Here is a 22,601-nt window from a genome sequence, read left to right on the forward strand (position 1 = left end):
ATGCGCCTGAAGAAACCCGAAAACCGAGACCTGCCCCCACGGATGATCCGTCGTTCCCGAAAAAGGAAAAACGGACAGATCTGGGTTGGGTATTACTACAACGGCAGGGATGCCGAGGGTAATCGCGTTGAGATTCCCTTAGGTAGCGATCTTGACGAAGCCAAAATCGAATGGGCGCGCCTCGATCGCAAAGCGACGCCCAAGCCCGCCCACCTGATGGACCGCCTCTTTGACGAATATGCATCGAAAATAATACCGACACTGAAACCACGCACCCAGCGCGACTACCTCTTAAGCCTGAAGCAGCTTCGAAAAGCTTTCGAGTCAGCCCCAATAGAGGCGATGAGCCCTCAGGTCATCGCCCAATATCGAGATGCACGCACGGCAAAGGTACGTGCCAATCGGGAGATAGCGCTGCTATCGACCATGTTCACCTTCGCCCGCGAGTGGGGACTGACTGACAAGGCCAACCCCTGCTTCGGTTTGCGCCGGAACAAGGAAACGCCCAGGGATTTTTATGCCGGGGATATCGTTTGGAAAGCGGTGTACGAGCAAGCCGGGCAAGATCTCAGAGATGCGATGGATTTGGCATATCTGACAGGCCAGCGCGCGGCCGATGTGCTGAAAGCCTCAACCAACGACCTCAATAATGGCTATCTGATGGTTGACCAGGGCAAGACGGAAAAGCGGCTGCGTATCAAACTATACGACGGCGATACAGCGACGGATCTGTGCATCTTTATAAACGGGCTGCTGGATCGGCGATCTCAGGCCGGCGTCAGAACTTCGATACTCATTACCAACCAAGCCGGACTACGGATGAGTTACAACATGCTGCGCAACCGTTGGGACGAAGCCCGAGACAAGGCCGCCACCAAGGTAGCGGCCGAAGGTGACGCCGAGCTGGCCAGCACAATTCGGAAGTTTCAATTCAGGGATATCCGACCGAAGGCAGGCAGCGAAATCGAGAACATTAAGGATGCAAGCCGGCTGCTCGGCCACTCCACAGAAGAGATGACCAAGAAGGTTTATCGTCGGGTTGGAGAGATCGTCAAACCAACTAAATGAGCTGATGGGCAGTCTATCTTGCCCATCTTACACATACTCAATTTATCCAGATTGATAAATCTGCAAACTCCCCAACCAACCTTTTAATATTTGCATGGGCTATAGCACTTCCGACACTCGTCAAGCGCAACCTACCTAAAGATGAAGAGTTCCATATGGAAAATATCTCATCCATATAAGGACGCGCTTGCACGCACTTAGAACGGATATTTTCAGCGCTCATTCGATTTCCATTCAGCATTCCGGAAATTATAGTGCGATCACTCTCGGAAGCCTGAAACACCTCAAATTTCTCCCGAAGCACGTTATCATTGATTGCAGCTACTTGACCCTTATCTTTGTCATTCAGGCAATACATAAAAAAATTCTGTATCTGATTGGCAGAAACCCCAGAGTTATTTATATCCTCTAACGAATATCCGTGCAGAAAAAAGAATGGGTAGCGCTGGAACAAGATCTCTTCCAAAGATACGGATCCGATGTCATGCATGGCGCATCCTGCAAAAATCAGATGCTGAATACTAGGCTCACTTATGGCTGCGCTATCTACAAACGGCATCAGAAATTTATCGAAAAGCTCAAATAGCTGATCATCCGTACTCATCCCCTGCATTGCTGAATTACCCAGAAAGAATGAGACAGATAAAGCCGAAATCTGTGACGGCGTTAGCTTAGGTGCGACATCTAGCGACTCAGTCAAAACAATTTGCATAAAATCGCGTTGATCTTGTTTACTTCTATCTACCAATATATCAACAAGTAAATCACCGAGATCCTTGTCGTTAGTCCTACCATAATTTTTTTGAACGGTATAAAGTGCGTGCTGAAAGTCTGGATCGATTGCTTTCTTCAATCCTTCAGGAAACTCGTTTTCGAGCCTCGATATGAACTTATCAGTGATTTCCTCAACACGGGCAATCATTGCATCCTTTGCCACTCCCGAAAGCTCATAAAACGTTGCCTTGGCAACGTCTAACGCAATGGCTCGAGCATCTGCCGCTGATATGCCGAACACGATATTGCCACCGGCCTGCATTGCGATACCACCAGCACCAACATCTTGATTTTGATCCTTATTGAGCATCCTTCGCTCTCCCAGTCGATATGTTTCCGATATGGGTGTCACCGCCTGACTGAATCGCGGTACCTCCCGCTCCTACAGTCTGAGCCTGAGCAGGGCTATTGCGCGACCGCGACTGTCGCTGAGCAAGCCAGAGCCCTATGAATGTGGAGAGCGAAGTTACGACCGCTATCCCTGGCTCGTAATCCGGCTGGACGCAGAACCATACACCGGAAACCACAAAGGCTATAAACGCCAAAAGTTTGATGAAAAACATATGCCTCTCCAGCATTTCCCTTTGGTTCAGAGTGGCATGCTGCCAGCAGTGTTGTCGAGCCATGCCGCCACTCTGATGCCCACTCAGCGTCACTAAGGGAAGCTCAATATCCACAACAAATCGACGCGGGCACAACGATAGTTGCGGAACACCTCCCTAAAATTGCGGAACACATCACTTTCCAGCAGGCAATAAAAAACCCCGTAGATCATTGATCTACGGGGTTTTTAAGAGTGGAGGCCGAGGTCGGAATCGAACCGGCGTAGGCGGATTTGCAATCCGCTGCATAACCATTTTGCTACTCGGCCTCAAAACATTTGCTGTCAGTAGCGCAACAACAAACGTTGTACAAACTTGGAGCGGGAAACGAGACTCGAACTCGCGACCCCGACCTTGGCAAGGTCGTGCTCTACCAACTGAGCTATTCCCGCTTGGTGTGGCGCATTCTATAGATTCCAGATGCCCCGTCAACCCTTTGATTCAAAAAAGTTTTATTTCTTTTCAACATCGGTCTTCAGATGTGGCCAGGCAGCACGAAGGTATTGAACCATCGACCACAGGGTCAGGCCTGCCGACACCATCAGCAACGCGTAACCGATGACAACCCAGAAACTGAAAACCTTGGGATTGGCCAGGAGAATCACCAGAGCAAGCATCTGCGCAGCAGTTTTCCACTTGCCCAGATTCGACACGGCCACATGGGCCCGGGCACCAAGTTCGGCCATCCACTCACGCAATGCCGAGACCACGATCTCGCGACCGATAATGACAGCTGCCGGCAGTGTGAGCCAAAGGTTGCCATGCTCTTGCACCAGCAAGACCAGTGCGACGGCGACCATGAGCTTGTCGGCTACCGGATCGAGAAACGCACCAAAAGGCGTGCTTTGCTCCAGGCGTCGCGCGAGATAGCCGTCCAGCCAGTCCGTCGCCGCCGCAAAGGCGAATACCGAACTTGAGGCCAGATAGCTCCATTGGTAAGGCAGATAAAACAGCAGAATGAAGATCGGGATGAGCAGGACGCGGAGAACGGTAATCAGATTAGGGATATTCATCGGCACAACTGGCTACGAGGTGAATGGGCATTCTACTCACTATGCAGGTTTGCATAAATCGACTCTGCTAGCTTTTTGCTGATCCCCGGTGCTTTGGCGATCTCTTCGATGCTTGCACGAGACAGCTCCTGCAATCCACCAAAATGTTTCAACAAGTCCCGCCGCCGGGTCGGCCCTACGCCAGCAACGCCTTCCAACGTTGACGTGCGGCGGGTCTTGCCGCGCCGTGCACGGTGGCCGGTGATCGCAAAGCGGTGGGCCTCGTCACGGATTTGCTGGATCAGGTGCAGTGCTGGCGAATCACCCCGCAAGGTGAACTCATGCGCCGCATCATTCAGATACAAAGTCTCGAAGCCCGCCTTGCGCGTGGCACCCTTCGCGACCCCCAGCAGAATCAGATCGGGGACAGCCAGCTCGTTGAGCACATCACGTGCCATCGACAGCTGCCCCTTGCCACCGTCCACCAACAGGATGTCCGGTAACTTGCCCTCGCCTTCCTTAAGTTTGCTGAAGCGTCGGGTCAGGGCCTGATGCATGGCGGCGTAATCGTCGCCAGCGGTCACACCTTCGATGTTGTAGCGGCGATAATCCGACTTGATCGCTCCTTCCGGCCCGAACACCACGCAGGAAGCAACCGTGGCTTCACCGCTGGAGTGGCTGATGTCATAGCACTCCAGCCGTTGTGGCGGCTCATCGAGGTTCAGCACTTCAGCCAATGCTTCGAAGCGTGCGGCAACGTGTTGACGGTTGGCCAACCTTGCGCCAAGCGCCTGCTCGGCATTGGTCACGGCCAACTGCTGCCAGCGAGCCCGTGTTCCCCGCACCCGATGACTGATGGTCAACTCACGTCCGCGTAGCGTGTGAATAGCCTCGATCAACGCAGGAAAGTCTTCGTGAACGACATTGACGATCAACTCGCTCGGCAAGTCGCGCTCCGGGCTGCTGATGAAGTATTGCCCCAGAAACGCAGCCATGACTTCGGCTACGTCCTCTTCGATCCCGACCTGGGGGAAGAAATTCTTGCTGCCAAGCACTCGCCCTCCCCGCACGCTGATCAGGTGAACACAAGCACCGCCCGGATTGACGAACGCGGCGATCACATCGATATCACCCGTTCCGCCTTCCATGCTCTGCTGATCCTGTACCCGACGCAGCAAGGCAATCTGGTCACGCAGTTCGGCGGCGCGTTCGAACTCGAGGTTGATTGCAGCCTCTTCCATCGCCGTAGACAGTTCATTGGTCAACGCATGGCTGCGTCCTTCGAGGAACATTACCGAGTGACGCACGTCCTCGGCGTACACCTCAGGCTCGACCAGCCCGACACAAGGCGCCTTGCAACGCTTGATCTGATATTGCAGGCACGGCCGGGTCCGGTTCTTGTAATAGCTGTCCTCGCACTGACGCACGAAGAACGTCTTCTGCAGAAGGCTGAGGCTTTCGCGAATCGCCCCGGCACTCGGATAGGGACCGAAATACTTGCCCTTGGCCTTCTTGGCCCCGCGATGAATGCTCAGGCGCGGGAATTGCCCGTCAGACAAAAAGACGTAAGGATAGGATTTATCGTCGCGCAACAGGATGTTGTACGGCGGCCTCCACTCCTTGATCAGAGTCTGCTCAAGCAGCAACGCCTCTGTCTCGTTGGACGTGATGGTGGTTTCGACCTGGGCGATACGCCCGACCAGTGCCGCCGTTTTCGGCGCCAGCCCCGTCTTGCGAAAGTAACTCGCCAGGCGTTTCTTCAGGTTCTTGGCTTTGCCTACGTACAACAGACGCGCGTCGCTGTCGAACATGCGATAAACGCCGGGGCGCCCGCTGACGGTCGATAAAAAAGCGCCCGAATCGAATGTTTCAGTCATGGTCAGAGGCTGGCATCAACCATGCCGTGACGGACTGCCAGAAGCGTCAGTTCGACATCGCTGCTGATCGAGAGCTTCTCGAAAATGCGGTAACGGTAGGTATTCACTGTTTTGGGCGACAGGCATAACTTGTCGGAAATGATCTGAACCTTCTGACAGCCGACAATCATCAGCGCAATCTGGATTTCCCGTTCCGACAACGCATCGAACGGTGAATCATTGGTCGGCTGAAAGGATTTGATTGCCAGTTGCTGGGCAATCTGCGGGCTGATATAGCGCTGGCCGGCGAACACCAGGCGAATGGCCTGAACCATTTCCGGCAACCCGGCGCCCTTGGTCAGATACCCCGCCGCACCGGCCTGCAACAAACGTGTAGGAAACGGATCTTCCTCACACACGGTGACTGCAACCACTTTGATGTCGGGATGACTTCGCAACAGTTTGCGCGTAGCTTCGAGGCCGCCGATGCCCGGCATCTTGACGTCCATCAGCACCACGTCGGGCTTCAACTCACGAGCCTTGATGAGGGATTCTTCCCCGGACTCGGCCTGGCCCACCACCTGCAGGCCATCGATGTCGGCCAGCATACGTGTAATGCCTGTACGAACGAGATCATGGTCATCGACCACTAGCACCCTAATCAAGCAGACACCTCGCGATATGGTCTTATTGGGATGCCGGACACCTTAGCAAAAAGTGCGGGGCAGACCTAGCGGCAAGCGACATATTAAAAGTTTCAATTCTTCATCGGGGGCTTGCCGGCTGTGGGTTTCAGAGCACAGGTGTACTGAAATCGAGCTGCATTCGCAGGAAACACTCATCCTCACCCTGCACCAACATTCCTTTTTTTCGATACAGGTTTTGCGCCGGATTGTTTTTGAACACCGTCAGGCGCAACGCCGGGCGACGCTCCAGCCGCGCCATCGCAACAACCTGATCGATCGCCCAGGATCCCGCGCCCTGGCCTTGAGCGCTTTCGACGATCTGCAATTCGCGGATGTACACGGCCCGAGCATCACGACTCAGACTGAAATAACCCGCCAATTCGCCTTCCTGAAGGATCAACCAGTTGTCGCGCCCGGCCCAGGCGACATCGAACGCCTCGTCCTGCCACAGCAAGTCATAGTGAATGTAGTAGCGGAGCATGTTTCGGCAAGTCAGCTCTCGCACAAACGACAGGTCGGCGGCCGTTGCCTGGCGCAATTCAAAACTCATTCCCGCCTCGATACGCGTCAAAAGCAGAGTGTGGCACACCCAGGCGAGCGCTCAACCCATAAAGTCCTTCTTGCTACTCCGATAGCATTTTCTGATTGCTGATGCGCAGCAGCCTCTAGTAAGCTCGGCGCATTCATCGGAGACAGCTCATGTTCAACGCCCTTTCACAGCTCCATACCAGCAGCGCCTCGCGCTCGGTTGCGGCTGCCCGGGTGAACGGTGCCTCGGCTCCAGCAAGCTTTTATTTTGGGTATTGGTTTAGCCACTGGCGCGCCTGATACCCAACCGGCGCCCATTTTAACGGGTCGCCTACCAGAGATTTCTCAACCCCCGGTCGGCCTCCCGACCGGGGGTTTTGTTTTTTCAGGCCCGAACTTTTTTCAGCAACACACCAGACACTTTGAGGATTCAACCAATGAACTACGCCACTTATTACCGTTACGACAGTTTTACCGCCTGGCGATTTACCAGCCTCCGCTCGGGACAGCCTGCCGCCTCCGATCGGTCACCCACAGGTGGCAAGCCAACACACGTAGCCAATCCGGCCAATTGTCGAACACCCCAGTAGGGTCGATTGAGCGGGAAGACCCCGCCGTCCGCCCAGGAATACCGAATATGAACTCGTCCGTTTCTGCTCTGCCACTGTCCACGTTGAACTCTGCCAACGAAGCGCTGACCCTGCGTCTGCCAAGTTCGCTGCAACTCAAGCAGCAATTGCCGCTCAGCAATGCCCTGAACAATCAAGTCGTTGCCCACCGCCAGGCGGTCCGAGCGATTCTCAATGGTGAAGATCAACGCCTTTTGGTGATCGTTGGTCCTTGCTCGATACACGACCCCGAATCCGCACTTGAATACGCCGGAAAACTCGCACAACTGGCCAGCGAAGTCCGTCAGGACATGCAGCTTGTCATGCGCGCCTACGTTGAAAAGCCTCGCACAACCGTCGGCTGGAAAGGTCTGGCATACGACCCTCATCTCGACGGCAGCGACGACATGGCTGCGGGCCTGACGCTATCGCGCGAACTGATGCTGGAAATGATCCGCCTCGGACTGCCGGTTGCCACTGAACTGCTGCAACCCATGGCCGCCGGATACTTCGACGACTTGCTGAGCTGGGTCGCCATCGGCGCCCGCACCACTGAATCTCAGATCCATCGTGAAATGGCCAGCGGGCTTGGCATGCCGGTCGGCTTCAAGAATGGAACCGATGGTGGTGTCGCCATTGCCGTCGATGCAATGCGTTCGGCAGCTCATCCCCACCGCCATTTCGGCGTGGACAGCCAGGGCCATCCGGCAATCATCCCGACTTTGGGCAACCCGGATACGCATCTGGTGTTGCGGGGTGGACATCAGGGGCCGAACTACGACCGTGAAAGCGTTTCCAGGATCAACAGCGAATTGAGCCGACTGAAAATCCCGAGCCGGATAATGGTCGACTGTAGCCACGCGAACAGCGGCAAGGACCCGCTTCGTCAGCCCGAAGTGTTCAATCATGTACTGGAGCAGCGTTTGCAGGGCGACCGCTCGCTGATCGGCATGATGCTTGAATCGCACCTGTTCGAAGGATGCCAGCCCTTGAGCGAGTCGCTTCGCTACGGGGTTTCGGTAACCGATGGCTGCCTCGGGTTCGATGCCACGAGACAATTGCTGCTGGATGCCGCCCACCGTATGCGCAAACAGACTTCGGTCTGATGATGAGCACCGCCCTCCGCCGAATTTCAAGCGGAGGGCGGGCTACGTTCGCAACGCTGGATCAAGCCTGTACGCGGACCAGAGTCACCGCAGACTCCTGACTCACATCATCCAGCCGTTCGACCGAGTAGGACAGTCGCACAACAGTGTTCACATGCTCTCGCCAGAACCGGTAAGGCACGATGAAAACCAACGGCTGCATGGCCATCCCCCCGATGATTTCCCGGTCGTCCCGATGGAAGAACGACTCTCCGTCACACTTGAGATAAACCAGCTCACCCTCCTCCACCTGCGCATCACTTACCATCACGCTGATGCCATCGGTGGCGTCATGCATATCAAGCACGCCGTCTTCCGCTTCAAGCACTCGGGGTGCCGGTAGCTCATCTCGTGCCAATGGGCCAATGCTGATCCGCGTAGCGCCTGACTCGCGAATGGCTCCGCTTTTCTGCTCTACACGGTAGTGAACCAACACCTCGCCCCCCATATGCGGAGCGATGAATTCGGGCGCGACTCCGAACACCAAGGGCTGACCGACAGCAAAGAACTCAACGATAAGAATGTCTCGAAATGATGCCTGCGGCGAAGGCCCCTGCCAGATCAACTCTACCCGGTCGCCTGCACTCATTCCGGCATAGGGTTGAAGGATGGCAGTCGTTCCGTCGGGTACGCGAGCCGGATCGAGACTGCCCCCGACGGCATCCTCCACGAGGACCGGTAACAGACTGTAGCGGACGTCTCCGACGTCCAGCAGCGTACGCATTGAAGAACCAGGCGCCGATCTCGTGACGCTGTTCAATGTCCAGAACACCTCCAGCGTGCCCCCGTCCAATGCTGCGATGTGAACGTCCCGCACGATCAAAACGACATCCTTGCCCAGCTGACTTTCACTGACGGATCTCGCAATGTCGTGCCGATACGGCAGGCCTTCTGTATCGAAACCATGCCAGCTCAACACGACCCTGTCACCGCATGCCATTCCAGGCCAGGGCGCAATCCGCACGACAACCTTGCTCAATGACGGATCAACGACAGCGCCGACAATCGAATCCAGTGTGGGCGCCGGCAACGGCAAAGCCCCTGCGCCCTCCCGACAGGGTCCGAACGACTGAACGCTGCCACCCTCCATCCCTGTCTCCTTTTCTTGCAAGACCGCTGCTTGTAAATCATTCATCAGTTGCCTCTCCATTCCCTGGAAATGACACGTCGCCTGAGCTCTGCGTCGAAGAGCTTCCATTTAAACCGCTTCACCACCGATCGGATGTCAGCTCCTTACTGTTCGAGCCATGGCCAAACGCACTAAAGGAAGTAGGTAAAAAAGGGAAAAGTACATTCGATGAGGCGGGAGCTGTCTGAATGTTCCGAAGCGGAGTTCATGCAGCAGTGAAAATTCATACACGCATTGATCCAGTTTCCAACGCATGACGGCGATTCTTCAGGCATCCCCAGCCTCATGACTGTTTTAGAGTGGCAAGCAGAAAACATCGACGATCATCTGCGATCAAGGACGAAAAATGCTACTAAATGCGACAACCAATCATCCCATTCTTTTGGTGCATGGCCTGTTCGGATTCGAGCGCATTGGCCCGTTCGAACTGTTCCACGACGTAAAACAGGCGCTCAAGGCTGCCGGCGCGCAGGTGTTTGTGCCCCATCTGTCGGTCATCCATGACAATGAAATACGCGGGGAGCAACTGCTCTCGCAAATCAACGCCGTGTTAAGGGGCACAGGCGCGGCCAAAGTCAACCTGATCGGCCACAGTCAAGGCGCACTCACGGCACGCTATGCTGCAGCGCTAGCCCCACACAACGTTGCGTCTGTTACGTCAGTCAGCGGGCCAAACCATGGCTCGGAACTGGCGGACTTCCTGCGCAAGGCGTTGATACCTGGAAGACTTCCGGAGGTCGTGGCACAGAATGTAGCGACCCGGTTTGCCGATTTTCTGTCACTGCTCAGCGGGCAAAAGGCATTGCCGCACAGCGCACTGGCTGCGCTGGGTGCCTTGACGACCGAGGGGGTCGGCAACTTCAACGACAAATACCCGCAGGGTCTGCCCGAGGTCTGGGGCGGTCACGGTGCAGAATGGGTGAATGGCGTTCGCTATTTTTCATGGAGCGGCGTCGTACCCGAACCCGAAGAGCCGTCGCTCGACCCTGTCCAGGACATCTGCTGCGCCCTCTCGGAATACTTCATTACAGAACTCGCCCAGAACGACGGACTTGTCGGTCGCTTCAGCTCTCACCTGGGCACCGTGATCCGCTCCGACTACTCCCTCGATCACCTGCATACTCTGCGGCGGGCAAGCGGGCAACACGCCATGGCTAACGACTCGATACGTCTCTATGTCGAGCACGCCTTGCGCCTTCAAGCCGCTGATCTATAGATGTCTCATCAGACCAGCGAACGGAACTTTGCCGAGAAATCGACCACTGAATCCGGTAGGCTCCACCCTTTATCGATTTGATTGGAGAATTTCCCCATGGCTAAAGCCACTGCCCGCCACATCCTGGTTTCCAGTGAAGCCAAGTGCAACGAACTCAAGGCCCAGATTGAAGGCGGTGCCGACTTCGCCGAAGTAGCCAAGGCCAATTCCACCTGCCCGTCCAGCCGTCAGGGCGGCGACCTGGGTTCGTTCGGTCCTGGCCAGATGGTCAAGGAATTCGACACCGTGGTATTCAGCGCACCGATCAACGTCGTGCAAGGCCCGGTGAAGACCCAGTTTGGCTATCACCTGCTGGAAGTCACCAGCCGTCAGGACTGATTTCAGCCCGACCTGCTGTGCAACGGCCCGCCTGATGGCGGGCCGTTTTGTTTTGGTTACACCGCACCGCTGGCGAACGGCGCGCCGCTCGCGTACAAATTGCGCTTATCGATTACCCGGCTTTAAGGCTGACAATGCGACTGGCTTTCCCGACATTGATGTTCACTGCCCTGATCCTGCTGCTTGGGATCACTGGTGTGGACGCCGCACCGCAGCATGCGATGACCGTCTATGGCGAACCGGCAAAGTACCCGCCCGGTTTCAGTCACTTCGATTACACCAACGCCCAGGCGCCCAAAGGCGGGACGATGCGCCGCTCGGCCATCGAGATAGGCCACTTCGATCATGTCCTGCCGTATATCGATAAAGGCATCGGCGTCAGCCAGATCGACGGCCTGCTGTATTCCCCGTTGGCCCAGCGCTCGCTCGACGAGCCCTACACCGTATACGGCCTCGTGGCGCAGAAAATGGAACGCTCGGATGACGGCCTGTCCCTGCGCTTCTTTATCAATCCAAAAGCCCGCTTCGCCGATGGCAAGCCGATCACCGCCGAAGACGTGCGCTACACCTATGATTTGCTGATGACCCAGGGCAGCCTGCGTTATCGCACCCAGTTCGCCGACGTCAAAGGCGTCGAAGTCGAAGCCCCGCTCACCGTGCGTTTCGACTTCAAGAGCAACGAAAACCGTACCCTGCCGCTGGACATCGCGACCCTGCCGGTATTTCCAGAACATTGGTGGAAGACCCGTGATTTCGCCGGCGGTGGAGGCTATGAGCCACCGCTGGGCAGCGGCCCGTATCGGGTCGGCAAAGTCGACTCCGGGCGCAGCATCACCTTTGAACGCAATCCAGACTGGTGGGGCAAGGACCTGCCGGTCAGCCGTGGCCTGTACAACTTCGATCACTTCAGCATCGAGTACTTCGGCGACACCGACGTTGCCCGCCAGGTCTTGCGCGGTGGCGCCTATGACTACAACCGTGAATTCTCCGCCACCGGCTACTCCATCGGTTACGACAGTCCGGCCCTGAGCGACGGGCGCCTGCAAAAGGCTCATCTGGCCACCGAGGCACCGCAGTCGGCCCAGGGTTTCGTGTTCAACCTGCAAAAGCCGATGTTCCAGGATCGCCGCGTTCGACAGGCCCTGGCCATGCTCTGGGATTTCGAATGGAGCAACCGGCAGATGATGCGCAACATGTACATTCGCCAGCAGAGTTACTTCTCCAACACCGACCTGGCCGCGCGCCAGCTGCCGGATGCCGCAGAGCTGAAGATTCTGGAACCCTTGCGCGGACAGATTCCCGACGAAGTGTTTACCCATGTTTTCGAAGCGCCGAAAACCGATGGCAGCGGCATTATCCGCGACAAACAACTGCAAGCACTGGAGCTACTGGAACAGGCCGGCTGGAAACCCGATGGCGACCAGTTGGTCAACGACCGTGGCGAGCCGTTGAGTTTTACGTTCCTGGTCAGCCAGAACGGCATGGACCGTCTGCTGCTGCCGTACAAGCGCACACTTAAACAGATCGGCATCAACCTCGACATCCGTCGCATCGACTCATCGCAATACGTCAACCGTCTGATGAGCCGCGACTACGACATGATCGTGACCGGTTACCCGGTCACCACCTCCCCCGGCGGCGAACTGTTGAACTACTTCGGTTCGGCATCGGCCAACGACCCGGGCGCCAACAATTACATGGTGCTGAAGAACCCGGCGGTCGACACCTTGATCAACGGCCTGATCCGCGCCTCGACCCAGGCCGACATGCTGCGTTACGCCCATGCACTGGATCGGGTGCTGCAATGGAACTACTACTGGATTCCCAACTACTACCCGCCGGGCACATCGACTGTGTGGTGGAACCGTTTCGGCATTCCCACCGTGCAGGCGAGCAATGACGAAGCGATCGAGAGCTGGTGGGAAATCAGCAGCACGCCGCTGACCAACCAGCAGATGACGGCCGAGAAAATCAGCCGTGGCAGACCCGGAGGGCCGCACTGATGTGGGCTTACATACTGCGGCGCCTGCTGCTGATCATTCCGACGTTGGTGATCATTCTGCTGGTCAACTTCGTGATCATCCAGGCCGCGCCAGGTGGTCCGGTTGAACAAGCCATCGCCCACTTGCAAGGCATTGGCGGCGCCAGCGTCGGCGGCGGGGCGAGCGAGACCATGAACGGCACGTCCCGCGCCAGCCGCGGCCTCGACCCGCAGTTGATCAAGGACATCGAAAAACAGTACGGCTTCGACAAACCGGCCCATGAACGCCTGTGGCTGATGCTCAAGAACTACGCGCAGCTGGATTTCGGCAAGAGCTTCTTCCGTGGTGCCACGGTCACCGACCTGATCCTGCAGAAAATGCCGGTGACCATTTCCCTCGGCCTGTGGGCGACGCTGATCACTTATCTGGTGTCGATCCCGCTGGGCATCCGCAAAGCCGTGCACCACGGCAGCCATTTCGATATCTGGAGCAGCACGGCGATCATCATCGGTTACGCCATGCCGGCGTTCCTGTTCGCGATGTTCCTGATTGTGGTGTTCGCCGGCGGCACCTCGCTGAACTGGTTCCCGGTGCGCGGGCTGGTGTCCGACAACTTCGAATCCCTGTCGACGCTGGGCAAGATCACCGACTACTTCTGGCACCTGGTGTTGCCGGTCACGGCACTGGTGATCGGCGGTTTCGCCACCCTGACCATTCTCACCAAGAACTCGTTCCTCAATGAGATCACCCGGCAATACGTGGTGACCGCGCGCGCCAAAGGCCTGAGCGAAAACCGGGTGCTCTATGGACATGTGTTTCGCAACGCGATGCTACTGGTGGTGTCGGGGATTCCCCAGGCGTTCATCAGCGTGTTCTTCGCCGGTTCGTTGCTGATCGAAGTGATCTTCTCCCTCGACGGCTTGGGGCGCATGAGTTACGAAGCGGCGGTGTCCCGTGATTATCCGGTGGTGTTCGGCTCGCTGTTCATCTTCACCCTGTTCGGCCTCCTGATAAAACTGATCGGCGACCTGTGCTACACGCTGGTCGACCCGCGCATCGACTTCGCCGCGAGGAATGCCTGATGTTCAAGCTCTCGCCTCTGGGCCGTCGCCGCTTCGAACGCTTCAAGAAAAATCGCCGGGGCTGGTGGTCGCTGTGGCTGTTCATCGGCCTGTTCCTGCTCAGCCTTGGCGGCGAACTGATCGCCAACGACAAGCCATTGGTCGTCAGTTATCAGGGCCAATGGTATTTCCCGGTGTTCAAACGCCACACCGAGCAGGAGTTCGGTGGACAACTGCCGTTCCAGGCCGATTACCGCAGCGATTACGTGCAGAAACTGATCCGCAAGGACGGTGGCTGGCTGCTGTTTCCACCAATTCCGTTCAGTGACGACACCCCGAACTACGACCTCAACAAACCGGCACCGAGCCCGCCGACTTCGATCAACTGGCTGGGCACCGACGATCAGGCGCGCGACGTCCTGGCCCGGGTGATCTTCGGTGCACGGGTGTCGATCCTGTTCGCCCTGATGCTGACGTTTGTCAGCGCCCTGATCGGCATCGCGGCCGGCGCCCTGCAGGGCTATTACGGGGGCTGGGTCGATCTGCTCGGCCAGCGTTTGCTGGAGGTCTGGTCGGGCTTGCCGGTGCTTTACCTGCTGATCATCCTTTCGGGATTCGTCGAGCCGAACTTCTGGTGGCTGCTGGGGATCATGGCGCTGTTTTCCTGGCTGGCGCTGGTGGACGTGGTCCGCGCCGAGTTTCTGCGCGGGCGCAACCTGGAGTACGTCAAGGCTGCCCGAGCTTTGGGCTTGAGCGATCGCAAGGTGATTGTCCGGCACATCCTGCCCAACGCGATGAACGCAACCCTGAGCTACCTGCCCTTCATTCTGACCGGGGCGATTTCGACCCTGACTGCGCTGGATTTCCTCGGCTTCGGCATGCCCGCCGGCAGCGCATCGCTGGGCGAGTTGATCGGTCAGGGCAAACAGAACCTGCAAGCGCCTTGGCTCGGGTTGACCGCGTTTTTCACCCTGGCGCTGATTCTTTCCCTGTTGGTATTCATCGGCGAAGCATTGCGCGATGCCTTTGACCCGCGCTCATGAACGGACCCTTGATATGACTGACAACCTGATCGAAATCCGTGATCTCAGCGTCGCCTTCCATGGCCAGACCGTGGTGCGCAACCTGTGCCTGGACATCCGCCCCGGCGAGTGCCTGGCACTGGTCGGCGAGTCGGGCTCGGGCAAGTCTGTGACGGCTCATTCGATCCTGCAATTGCTCCCTGAATGCGATGCCCGGACTACCGGCAGCATCCGTTATCGTGGGCAGGAACTGGTCGGCGCCGACCCAAAGACCCTGCGCGACCTGCGGGGCAACCGCATCGCCATGATTTTCCAGGAGCCGATGACCTCGCTCAATCCGTTGCACACGATTGAAAAGCAGATCGGCGAAACGCTGTTGCTGCACCGTGGCCTCGGTGGCAAAGAGGCTCAGGCACGGATCCTCGAACTGCTCGAACTGGTGGGCATCCAGAAACCGAAAGAACGGCTGAAGGCTTATCCGCATCAGCTGTCCGGTGGTCAACGCCAGCGGGTGATGATCGCGATGGCCCTGGCCTGCGAGCCCGAACTGCTGATCGCCGACGAGCCAACCACAGCCCTCGATGTGACCGTGCAGCGCAAGATCCTGTTGCTGCTCAAGTCCCTGCAACGGCGTCTGGGCATGTCGCTGCTGCTGATCAGCCACGACCTCAATCTGGTGCGCAGCATCGCCCAACGGGTGTGCGTGATGAAGGCCGGGGAAATCGTCGAGCAGGCGCCGTGCGAAACCCTGTTCACCGAACCGAAACACCCTTACAGCTGTGTGTTGCTCAACGCCGAACCGGAAGGCGAAGCGCTCCCGCGGGACGAACGCGAAAACGTGCTCGAAGTCGATAACCTGAGGGTGGATTTCACAGTCGGCGGCGGTTTGTTCCAGCGCAAGCAATACCTGCGCGCGGTGGACGGCATCAGCCTGAACATCCAGCGTGGCAAGACGCTGGGCATCGTCGGCGAGTCCGGTTCGGGCAAGTCGACCCTCGGTCAGGCGATCCTGCGGCTGCTCGACTCCAAGGGCAGCATTCGCTTCCAGGGCACGGCACTCGACGGCCTCGACCAGAAACAGATGCGGCCGTGGCGCCGGCAGATGCAGGTGGTGTTCCAGGATCCGTTCGGCAGCCTCAGCCCGCGCATGTCGGTGGCGCAGATCATCAGCGAAGGGCTGGAGGTGCATTGCCAGTCCACTGCCGACGAGTGCGACGACCAGGTGATCCGCGTGCTCAAGGAAGTGGGCCTCGACCCCGAAAGCCGTCATCGCTATCCCCATGAGTTCTCCGGTGGCCAGCGTCAGCGCATTGCCATCGCCCGGGCGCTGGTGCTCAAACCGGCGCTGATCCTGCTCGACGAGCCGACTTCGGCGCTGGATCGCACCGTGCAAAAACAGGTGGTCGCCCTGCTCCGCCAGCTTCAGGAAAAACATGGCCTGACGTATCTGTTCATCAGTCACGACCTGGCTGTGGTGCGGGCGCTGGCCCACGACATGATCGTGATCAAGGACGGCAAAGTGGTCGAAAGCGGCGCCAGCCATGATGTGTTCGATTCGCCGCAGCATCCCTATACCAAAGAGCTGTTGGCGGCGGCGCATCCTGGATAGGCATAATCGCGCCACCTGACTTCCGCCAATGGACGCCGCCATGAACACCACCGAAAGCCTCAAGGATTACCAACGGGTCCGCACGCTGGCGATCCGTTCGTTGTTCGAGATCATCGAGCAATCCAGTGAAGGCACGGTGATTGTCGATCGCGATGCGAACATCGTCTGGATGAACGAGCGCTACGCCCGGCGCTTCGGGCTCGACTCCGCCGCCGGCGCCATCGGCAAGCCTTGCGAAAGCGTGATCCCCGGCAGCCTGCTGCGCGAAGTGGTACGCACCGGGCGGCCGATTCTGCTGGACATGCAGGACACCCCGAAAGAACCGCTGGTGGTCATGCGCCTGCCGATCCATGACGACGCCGGCGCGGTGATCGGCGCCATCGGTTTTGCCCTGTTCGACGAACTGCGCACGCTGTCGCCGATGCTCAAGCGCTACCTGAGCATGCAGGAAGAACTGGCCTCCACCCGTTCGCTGCTGCGCGCCCGGCAGACCAAATACAACTTCGCCCACTTTATCGGCACCAGCGCTGCCAGTCTGGAAGTCAAACGCCGTGCCCGTCGCAGCGCCAGTGCTGAGTCACCGGTTCTGTTACTGGGCGAGACTGGCAGCGGCAAGGAGTTGCTGGCACAGGCCATCCACGGTGCTTCGCCACGGGCGCACAAGGCCTTCGTCAGCATCAACAGCGCGGCGATTCCCGAGGCACTGCTTGAAGCCGAGTTCTTCGGCACTGCGCCGGGTGCTTTCACCGGAGCCGACCGCAAGGGCCGCACCGGCAAGCTGCAGATCGCTCAGGGCGGGACACTGTTTCTCGACGAAATCGGCGACATGCCGCTGCCCTTGCAAAGCAAATTGCTGCGGGTGTTGCAGGAAAAGGAGTTCGAACCCGTCGGCTCCAACGAAGTGATCCAGAGCGATGTGCGGGTGATTGCCGCGACCTCGACGGATCTGGAAGCGGCAATCAAGCGCGGCGAGTTCCGCGCCGACTTGTATTACCGCCTCAACGTATTGCCGATTCAGGTACCGCCGCTGCGAGAACGGCTGGACGATCTGCCGGCGCTCAGTGAGGCGATTCTTGAGGAGTTGCGCAGTCAGCACGAGTTGAACCGTGAAGCGCTGGAGCTGTTGGGTCAGCATGCCTGGCCGGGGAATATCCGCGAGCTGCGCAACGTGCTGGAGCGGGCGGCGCTGCTCAGTGATGACTTGATGCTGACGGCGGATGACATTCGGGCGGCGATTGGCACGTTTACTCCGGTTGAGCGAACGCTGACGCCTCTGTCAGAGCCGGCAACCAACGAGACTTTCAGTCAGGCCCGCGAGCGGTTTGACCGACAGTTGATTCAATCGACCCTCGCGCAATGCGGGGGCAAGGTGATTGAAGCGGCTGAGCGGCTGGGGCTTGGGCGGTCGACGCTTTACAAGAAAATGATTGCGCTGGGGATCGCAGAGTCTCAATAAGGAGACACAACTCTCCAAATCAAGACAACATCCAAAGCATCGCGGACAAGCCCGCTCCCACAGGGGAATGCGTTCAACTGTGGGAGCGGGCTTGCCCGCGAAAGCGTCCTCTCAGTCATAGAAGTCTCCAAACCGAGACAAAACCCCGAAGACCGCCGCCAAAAACCAAACTAACTCCTTTTATTTCAACAACTTAACCATCTGGCACAAATCTCGCTATAGCACTCCCCACACCCGTTCCACCCACAAAAATAACAATCGAAGGAGCACACCATGAGTGTGATCATCGCCTTGGCGGCCCTCGCGCTGCTGATGCTCGCGGCCTACCGTGGCTACAGCGTTATCCTTTTTGCCCCGATTGCCGCCCTCGGCGCCGTCCTGCTCACCGACCCGTCTGCCGTCGCCCCTGCTTTCACCGGGGTGTTCATGGAGAAGATGGTCGGTTTCATCAAACTCTACTTTCCCGTATTCCTGCTCGGCGCGGTGTTCGGCAAGCTGATCGAACTCTCGGGTTTCTCCCGCTCGATCGTCGTGGCAGCGATTCGTCTGCTCGGCACACGCCAGGCAATGCTGGTGATCGTGCTGGTCTGCGCCCTGCTCACCTACGGCGGCGTTTCGCTGTTCGTCGTGGTGTTCGCGGTCTACCCGTTCGCAGCGGAAATGTTCCGCCAGAGCAACATCCCCAAGCGCCTGATCCCGGCAACCATCGCCCTCGGCGCGTTCTCCTTCACCATGGACGCCCTGCCCGGTACGCCGCAGATCCAGAACATCATTCCCAGCACCTTCTTCAACACCACCGCGTGGGCGGCGCCGTGGCTGGGTGTGATCGGCACGATTTTCGTGTTCTGCGCCGGCATGCTGTTCCTGCAGCGCCAACGCAACAAGGCGCAGCGTGCCGGTGAGGGCTACGGCACCGAACTGCGCAACGAACCGGAAACCGCCGAAGACCTGAAACTACCTAACCCGTGGATTGCCCTGTCGCCGCTGCTGGCGGTGGGGATCATGAACCTGCTGTTCACCCAATGGATTCCGCAGTGGTACGGCAAGACCCACAGCCTCGCGCTGCCTGGCATGACCGCGCCGGTCACCACCGAGATCGCCAAACTCACGGCGATCTGGGCGGTGCAGGCAGCCTTGCTGGTGGGCATTCTGATGGTGCTGGCGTTCGGTTTTAAAGCGATCAAAAGCAAGCTCGCCGAGGGCAGCAAAAGCGCAGTCAGCGGTGCGCTGCTGGCGGCAATGAACACTGCTTCGGAATACGGTTTCGGCGCCGTCATCGCCTCGTTGCCGGGTTTCCTGGTGCTGGCCGACTGGCTCAAGAGCATTCCCAATCCTCTGGTCAACGAAGCGATTACCGTGACCCTGCTGGCCGGCATCACCGGTTCTGCTTCGGGCGGCATGAGCATCGCGCTGGCAGCGATGTCCGAACAATTCATCAGCGCCGCCCACGCCGCCAACATTCCACTGGAAGTGCTGCACCGGGTGGCCGCGATGGCCAGCGGCGGCATGGACACCCTGCCGCACAACGGCGCGGTGATCACCCTGCTCGCCGTCACCGGCCTGACTCACCGTGAGGCCTACAAGGACATTTTCTGTATTACGCTGATCAAGACCCTGGCGGTTTTCGTGGTGATCGGCACTTTCTACGCCACTGGCATTGTGTGAGGTATTGATGACGACTCTTTCTGGCAAGACCGCACTGGTTACCGGTTCCACCAGCGGCATCGGACTGGGCATCGCCCTGACGCTGGCCAAGGCTGGCGCCAACCTGATCCTCAACGGCTTTGGCGACGCGTCGAAGGTGATCGCCGAAGTCGAACAGTTCGGCGGCAAGGTCGGCCATCACCCGGCAGACGTCAGCGACCCTGCGCAGATCGCCGACATGATCGCCTACGCCGAGCGCGAGTTCGGCGGCGTGGACATTCTGGTCAATAACGCCGGTATCCAGCACGTCGCGGCGGTGGAAGAGTTTCCGGTGGAGCGCTGGGATTCGATCATCGCCATCAACCTGTCGTCGGTGTTTCACAGCACCCGCCTCAGTCTGCCGGGCATGCGCGCCAAGGGGTGGGGACGGATCGTCAACATCGCCTCGGTGCACGGTCTGGTCGGGTCCACCGGCAAGGCCGCGTATGTAGCGGCCAAGCATGGCGTGATCGGCCTGACCAAGGTGGTCGGTCTGGAAACCGCCGCCAGCAATGTCACCTGCAACGCCATCTGCCCTGGTTGGGTGCTGACGCCACTGGTGCAAAAGCAGATCGACGATCGCGCGGCCAAAGGTGTCGACCCGCAGCAGGCGCAGCACGATCTGCTGGCCGAGAAACAGCCGTCGCTGGAGTTCGTCACCCCGGCACATCTGGGTGAGCTGGTGCTGTTTCTGTGCAGCGAGGCCGGCAGCCAGGTGCGTGGCGCGGCGTGGAATATCGATGGCGGATGGCTGGCGCAGTAAGCTTGCAACTGATCGCTCCCACATTGCAGTGGGAGCTTTCTGACCAACAATAAGAGGCAAACCATGTCCGACATTCTCTGGCAGCCCGATGCCAAACGCATTGCCCGGTCCCGCATGGACGGCTTTCGGCGCTTCATCAATCAGCGCCACCACCTGAAGCTCGACGACTACCCGGCCCTGCACCAATGGTCCGTCGACCAGCGCGAAGCGTTCTGGCAGGCGATCGTGGATTTCTTCGACATCAGTTTTCACACCCAGCCCGACGCTGTTCTGCGTGGAGGCATGAAAATGCCGGGGGCCGAATGGTTTCCCGGCGCCACGTTGAATTTCGCCGAGCATCTGCTGAGTAGACGCGACGATGCCATCGCCGTGATCGCTATCGGGGAAAATGGCCAGCGAGAACTGCTGACCTGGGGCGAACTGGCCCAGCAAGTCGCCGGGTTCCAGGCCAGCCTGCAAGCCTCTGGCGTTGTCGTTGGCGACCGGGTTGCCGCGTGCATGCCCAACACCTGGCAAACCCTGGTGGCGATGCTCGCGACCACCAGTCTCGGGGCAATCTGGTCATGCTCGTCGCCGGATTTCGGCACCCACGGCGTAATCGACCGCTTTGGCCAGATCGAACCGAAAGTACTCATCACCTGCGCCGGTTACCGTTACGCCGGCAAAGAGATCGACCAGACCGTCAAGATCAACGAAATCCTCGAACAGCTGCCGTCCTTGCAACAGCTGATCATCGTCCCTTACGCGCGCCCCCACGCCCATGTCACGGATTACCGGACGCCCGCCAACGTCACGCTGTGGAACGACTTCTATGAACCGGCCGATGAGCCGCAATTCGTCCCGGTGCCGTTCGATCATCCGCTGTACGTGCTGTATTCCAGCGGCACCACCGGCGTGCCGAAGTGCATCGTGCACAGCACCGGCGGCGTGCTGCTGCAACACGTCAAGGAGCACGGGCTGCATGTCGACCTGGGCCCCGGCGACCGGTTGTTCTACTACACCACCTGCGGCTGGATGATGTGGAACTGGCTGGTCTCGGCACTGGCGGTCGGCAGCGCGGTGGTGCTGTATGACGGTTCACCGTTTTATCCGGACAACGAGCGCTTGCTGGAGTTGCTGGACGACGAGCAGGTCAGCGTGTTCGGCACCAGCCCGAAATTCCTCGCGACTCTGGAAAGCAGCGGCATCAAGCCGCGCGAAAGCTACGACCTGAGCCACCTGAGAACCCTGCTTTGCACCGGCTCCGCGCTGTCGCCGCAGAGTTATGACTTCGTTTATCGCGACTTCAAACCGGACGTGTGCCTGTCATCGATGTCCGGCGGTACGGACATTGTGTCCTGCTTCGTCAACGGCAACCCGATGTCAGTGGTTCGCCGGGGCGAAATCATGGGCAAGAGCCTGGCGATGGCAGTGGAAGTGTGGAATGACGCGGGGCAACCGGTGATTGGCGAAAAGGGTGAGCTGGTGTGCACGCGACCATTCCCGGCGATGCCCATCGGACTCTGGAACGACCCCGATGGCGAGAAGCTGCGCAAATCCTATTTCAGTCAGTTCCCCGGCGTCTGGGCCCAGGGTGACTACGCCGAACAACTGCCTCACGGCGGGATGCTGATTCACGGCCGCTCCGACGCGGTGCTCAACCCCGGCGGCGTACGCATCGGCACGGCGGAAATCTACCGTCAGGTGGAAAAAGTCCCGGAGGTGCTGGACAGCGTCGCCATCGGTCAGCAGTGGCAGGATGATGTGCGTGTGGTGCTGTTCGTGCGCCTCAAGGAAGGCGTAGCGCTGGAGGAAGCGCTGCAACAGCAGATCCGCCAGGTGATCCGTGCCAACACCACACCACGCCATGTGCCGGCGAAGATCGTCGCGGTCACCGACATTCCGCGCACCATCAGCGGGAAAGTGGTTGAGCTGGCGGTTCGCAATGTCGTGCACGGTAAGCCCGTGAAAAACACCGATGCCCTGGCCAATCCCGAAGCGCTGGAGCAGTTTCGGGATCGGCCGGAGTTGACGACCTGACCGGGCGGCGGTTTTGAATCAACC

The 22,601-nt window shown here is 58.6% G+C and carries 18 protein-coding genes and 2 tRNA genes; 12 read left to right on the top strand and 8 right to left on the bottom strand.

What is annotated here, in order from left to right; all coding sequences use genetic code 11:
• Window positions 1-1,068 (top strand): tyrosine-type recombinase/integrase, encoded by a 1,068-nt coding sequence (locus tag BMZ46_RS19450; RefSeq protein ID WP_074690383.1) that lies wholly within the window; start codon window positions 1-3, stop codon window positions 1,066-1,068.
• 37 nt (window positions 1,069-1,105) lie between these two features.
• On the opposite strand, the gene BMZ46_RS19455 is transcribed toward BMZ46_RS19450, so the two are convergent.
• The 7 genes from BMZ46_RS19455 to BMZ46_RS19490 all read right to left on the bottom strand — a co-directional run bounded on the left by BMZ46_RS19455 (window position 1,106) and on the right by BMZ46_RS19490 (window position 6,528).
• Window positions 1,106-2,152 carry an LPO_1073/Vpar_1526 family protein gene (locus BMZ46_RS19455; protein ID WP_074690382.1) on the bottom strand — a complete coding sequence of 349 codons (1,047 nt, stop codon included), beginning with the start codon at window positions 2,150-2,152 and terminating at the stop codon, window positions 1,106-1,108.
• Window positions 2,153-2,639: 487 nt separating this feature from the next.
• Window positions 2,640-2,713: transfer RNA gene (locus tag BMZ46_RS19465), tRNA-Cys, on the bottom strand.
• A 47-nt stretch (window positions 2,714-2,760) separates the two neighbouring features.
• Window positions 2,761-2,836 (bottom strand) — tRNA-Gly (locus tag BMZ46_RS19470).
• A gap of 60 nt (window positions 2,837-2,896) precedes the next feature.
• Window positions 2,897-3,457: a CDP-diacylglycerol--glycerol-3-phosphate 3-phosphatidyltransferase gene (gene pgsA / locus BMZ46_RS19475; protein WP_007958898.1), complete on the bottom strand. Its 561-nt coding sequence runs from the start codon at window positions 3,455-3,457 to the stop codon at window positions 2,897-2,899.
• A 32-nt stretch (window positions 3,458-3,489) separates the two neighbouring features.
• Window positions 3,490-5,313: an excinuclease ABC subunit UvrC gene (gene uvrC / locus BMZ46_RS19480; RefSeq protein WP_039768773.1), complete on the bottom strand. Its 1,824-nt coding sequence runs from the start codon at window positions 5,311-5,313 to the stop codon at window positions 3,490-3,492.
• Between the two features lie 2 nt (window positions 5,314-5,315).
• Window positions 5,316-5,957, bottom strand: coding sequence for a response regulator transcription factor GacA (gene uvrY, locus BMZ46_RS19485; protein ID WP_032829778.1), 642 nt, complete (start codon window positions 5,955-5,957; stop codon window positions 5,316-5,318).
• 127 nt (window positions 5,958-6,084) lie between these two features.
• Window positions 6,085-6,528, bottom strand: a complete 444-nt coding sequence (locus BMZ46_RS19490) for a GNAT family N-acetyltransferase (RefSeq protein WP_011334464.1) — start codon at window positions 6,526-6,528, stop codon at window positions 6,085-6,087.
• Window positions 6,529-7,143: 615 nt separating this feature from the next.
• On the opposite strand from BMZ46_RS19490, the gene BMZ46_RS19495 reads away from it, so the two are divergent.
• Window positions 7,144-8,220 carry a 3-deoxy-7-phosphoheptulonate synthase gene (locus tag BMZ46_RS19495; protein ID WP_039768775.1) on the top strand — a complete coding sequence of 359 codons (1,077 nt, stop codon included), beginning with the start codon at window positions 7,144-7,146 and terminating at the stop codon, window positions 8,218-8,220.
• A 61-nt stretch (window positions 8,221-8,281) separates the two neighbouring features.
• Here BMZ46_RS19495 and BMZ46_RS19500 read toward each other — a convergent pair whose 3' ends face one another.
• On the bottom strand, window positions 8,282-9,394 hold the full coding sequence (locus BMZ46_RS19500; RefSeq protein WP_254778421.1) for a hypothetical protein: 1,113 nt from the start codon (window positions 9,392-9,394) through the stop codon (window positions 8,282-8,284).
• 340 nt (window positions 9,395-9,734) lie between these two features.
• Between BMZ46_RS19500 and BMZ46_RS19505 the strand changes: the two genes are divergently transcribed.
• From BMZ46_RS19505 to BMZ46_RS19550, 10 genes are all read left to right on the top strand, one after another.
• Window positions 9,735-10,604 (top strand): esterase/lipase family protein, encoded by an 870-nt coding sequence (locus BMZ46_RS19505; RefSeq protein WP_039768776.1) that lies wholly within the window; start codon window positions 9,735-9,737, stop codon window positions 10,602-10,604.
• Window positions 10,605-10,700: 96 nt separating this feature from the next.
• Window positions 10,701-10,982: a peptidylprolyl isomerase gene (locus BMZ46_RS19510; RefSeq protein WP_007952068.1), complete on the top strand. Its 282-nt coding sequence runs from the start codon at window positions 10,701-10,703 to the stop codon at window positions 10,980-10,982.
• 134 nt (window positions 10,983-11,116) lie between these two features.
• Window positions 11,117-12,985: an extracellular solute-binding protein gene (locus BMZ46_RS19515; RefSeq protein ID WP_074690380.1), complete on the top strand. Its 1,869-nt coding sequence runs from the start codon at window positions 11,117-11,119 to the stop codon at window positions 12,983-12,985.
• On the top strand, window positions 12,985-14,046 hold the full coding sequence (locus BMZ46_RS19520) for a microcin C ABC transporter permease YejB (RefSeq protein ID WP_074690379.1): 1,062 nt from the start codon (window positions 12,985-12,987) through the stop codon (window positions 14,044-14,046). Before BMZ46_RS19515 ends, BMZ46_RS19520 begins: the two co-directional genes overlap by 1 nt.
• Window positions 14,046-15,068: an ABC transporter permease gene (locus BMZ46_RS19525; protein ID WP_074690378.1), complete on the top strand. Its 1,023-nt coding sequence runs from the start codon at window positions 14,046-14,048 to the stop codon at window positions 15,066-15,068. The genes BMZ46_RS19520 and BMZ46_RS19525 overlap by 1 nt, the downstream gene beginning before the upstream one ends.
• 13 nt (window positions 15,069-15,081) lie before the next feature.
• Window positions 15,082-16,656: an ABC transporter ATP-binding protein gene (locus tag BMZ46_RS19530; protein ID WP_074690377.1), complete on the top strand. Its 1,575-nt coding sequence runs from the start codon at window positions 15,082-15,084 to the stop codon at window positions 16,654-16,656.
• 40 nt (window positions 16,657-16,696) lie between these two features.
• Entirely contained in the window at window positions 16,697-18,112 is a 1,416-nt protein-coding gene (locus BMZ46_RS19535) for a sigma-54 interaction domain-containing protein (RefSeq protein WP_074690676.1), read from the top strand.
• 273 nt (window positions 18,113-18,385) lie between these two features.
• Window positions 18,386-19,777: a GntP family permease gene (locus BMZ46_RS19540; protein ID WP_074690376.1), complete on the top strand. Its 1,392-nt coding sequence runs from the start codon at window positions 18,386-18,388 to the stop codon at window positions 19,775-19,777.
• Window positions 19,778-19,784: 7 nt separating this feature from the next.
• Entirely contained in the window at window positions 19,785-20,558 is a 774-nt protein-coding gene (gene hbdH / locus BMZ46_RS19545) for a 3-hydroxybutyrate dehydrogenase (protein ID WP_007952053.1), read from the top strand.
• 63 nt (window positions 20,559-20,621) lie between these two features.
• Window positions 20,622-22,577 (top strand): acetoacetate--CoA ligase, encoded by a 1,956-nt coding sequence (locus tag BMZ46_RS19550; RefSeq protein ID WP_074690374.1) that lies wholly within the window; start codon window positions 20,622-20,624, stop codon window positions 22,575-22,577.
• The last annotated feature ends 24 nt before the right edge of the window (window positions 22,578-22,601 follow it).

This window comes from Pseudomonas sp. NFIX49 (assembly GCF_900115915.1).
Taxonomy (GTDB): domain Bacteria; phylum Pseudomonadota; class Gammaproteobacteria; order Pseudomonadales; family Pseudomonadaceae; genus Aquipseudomonas; species Aquipseudomonas pharyngis.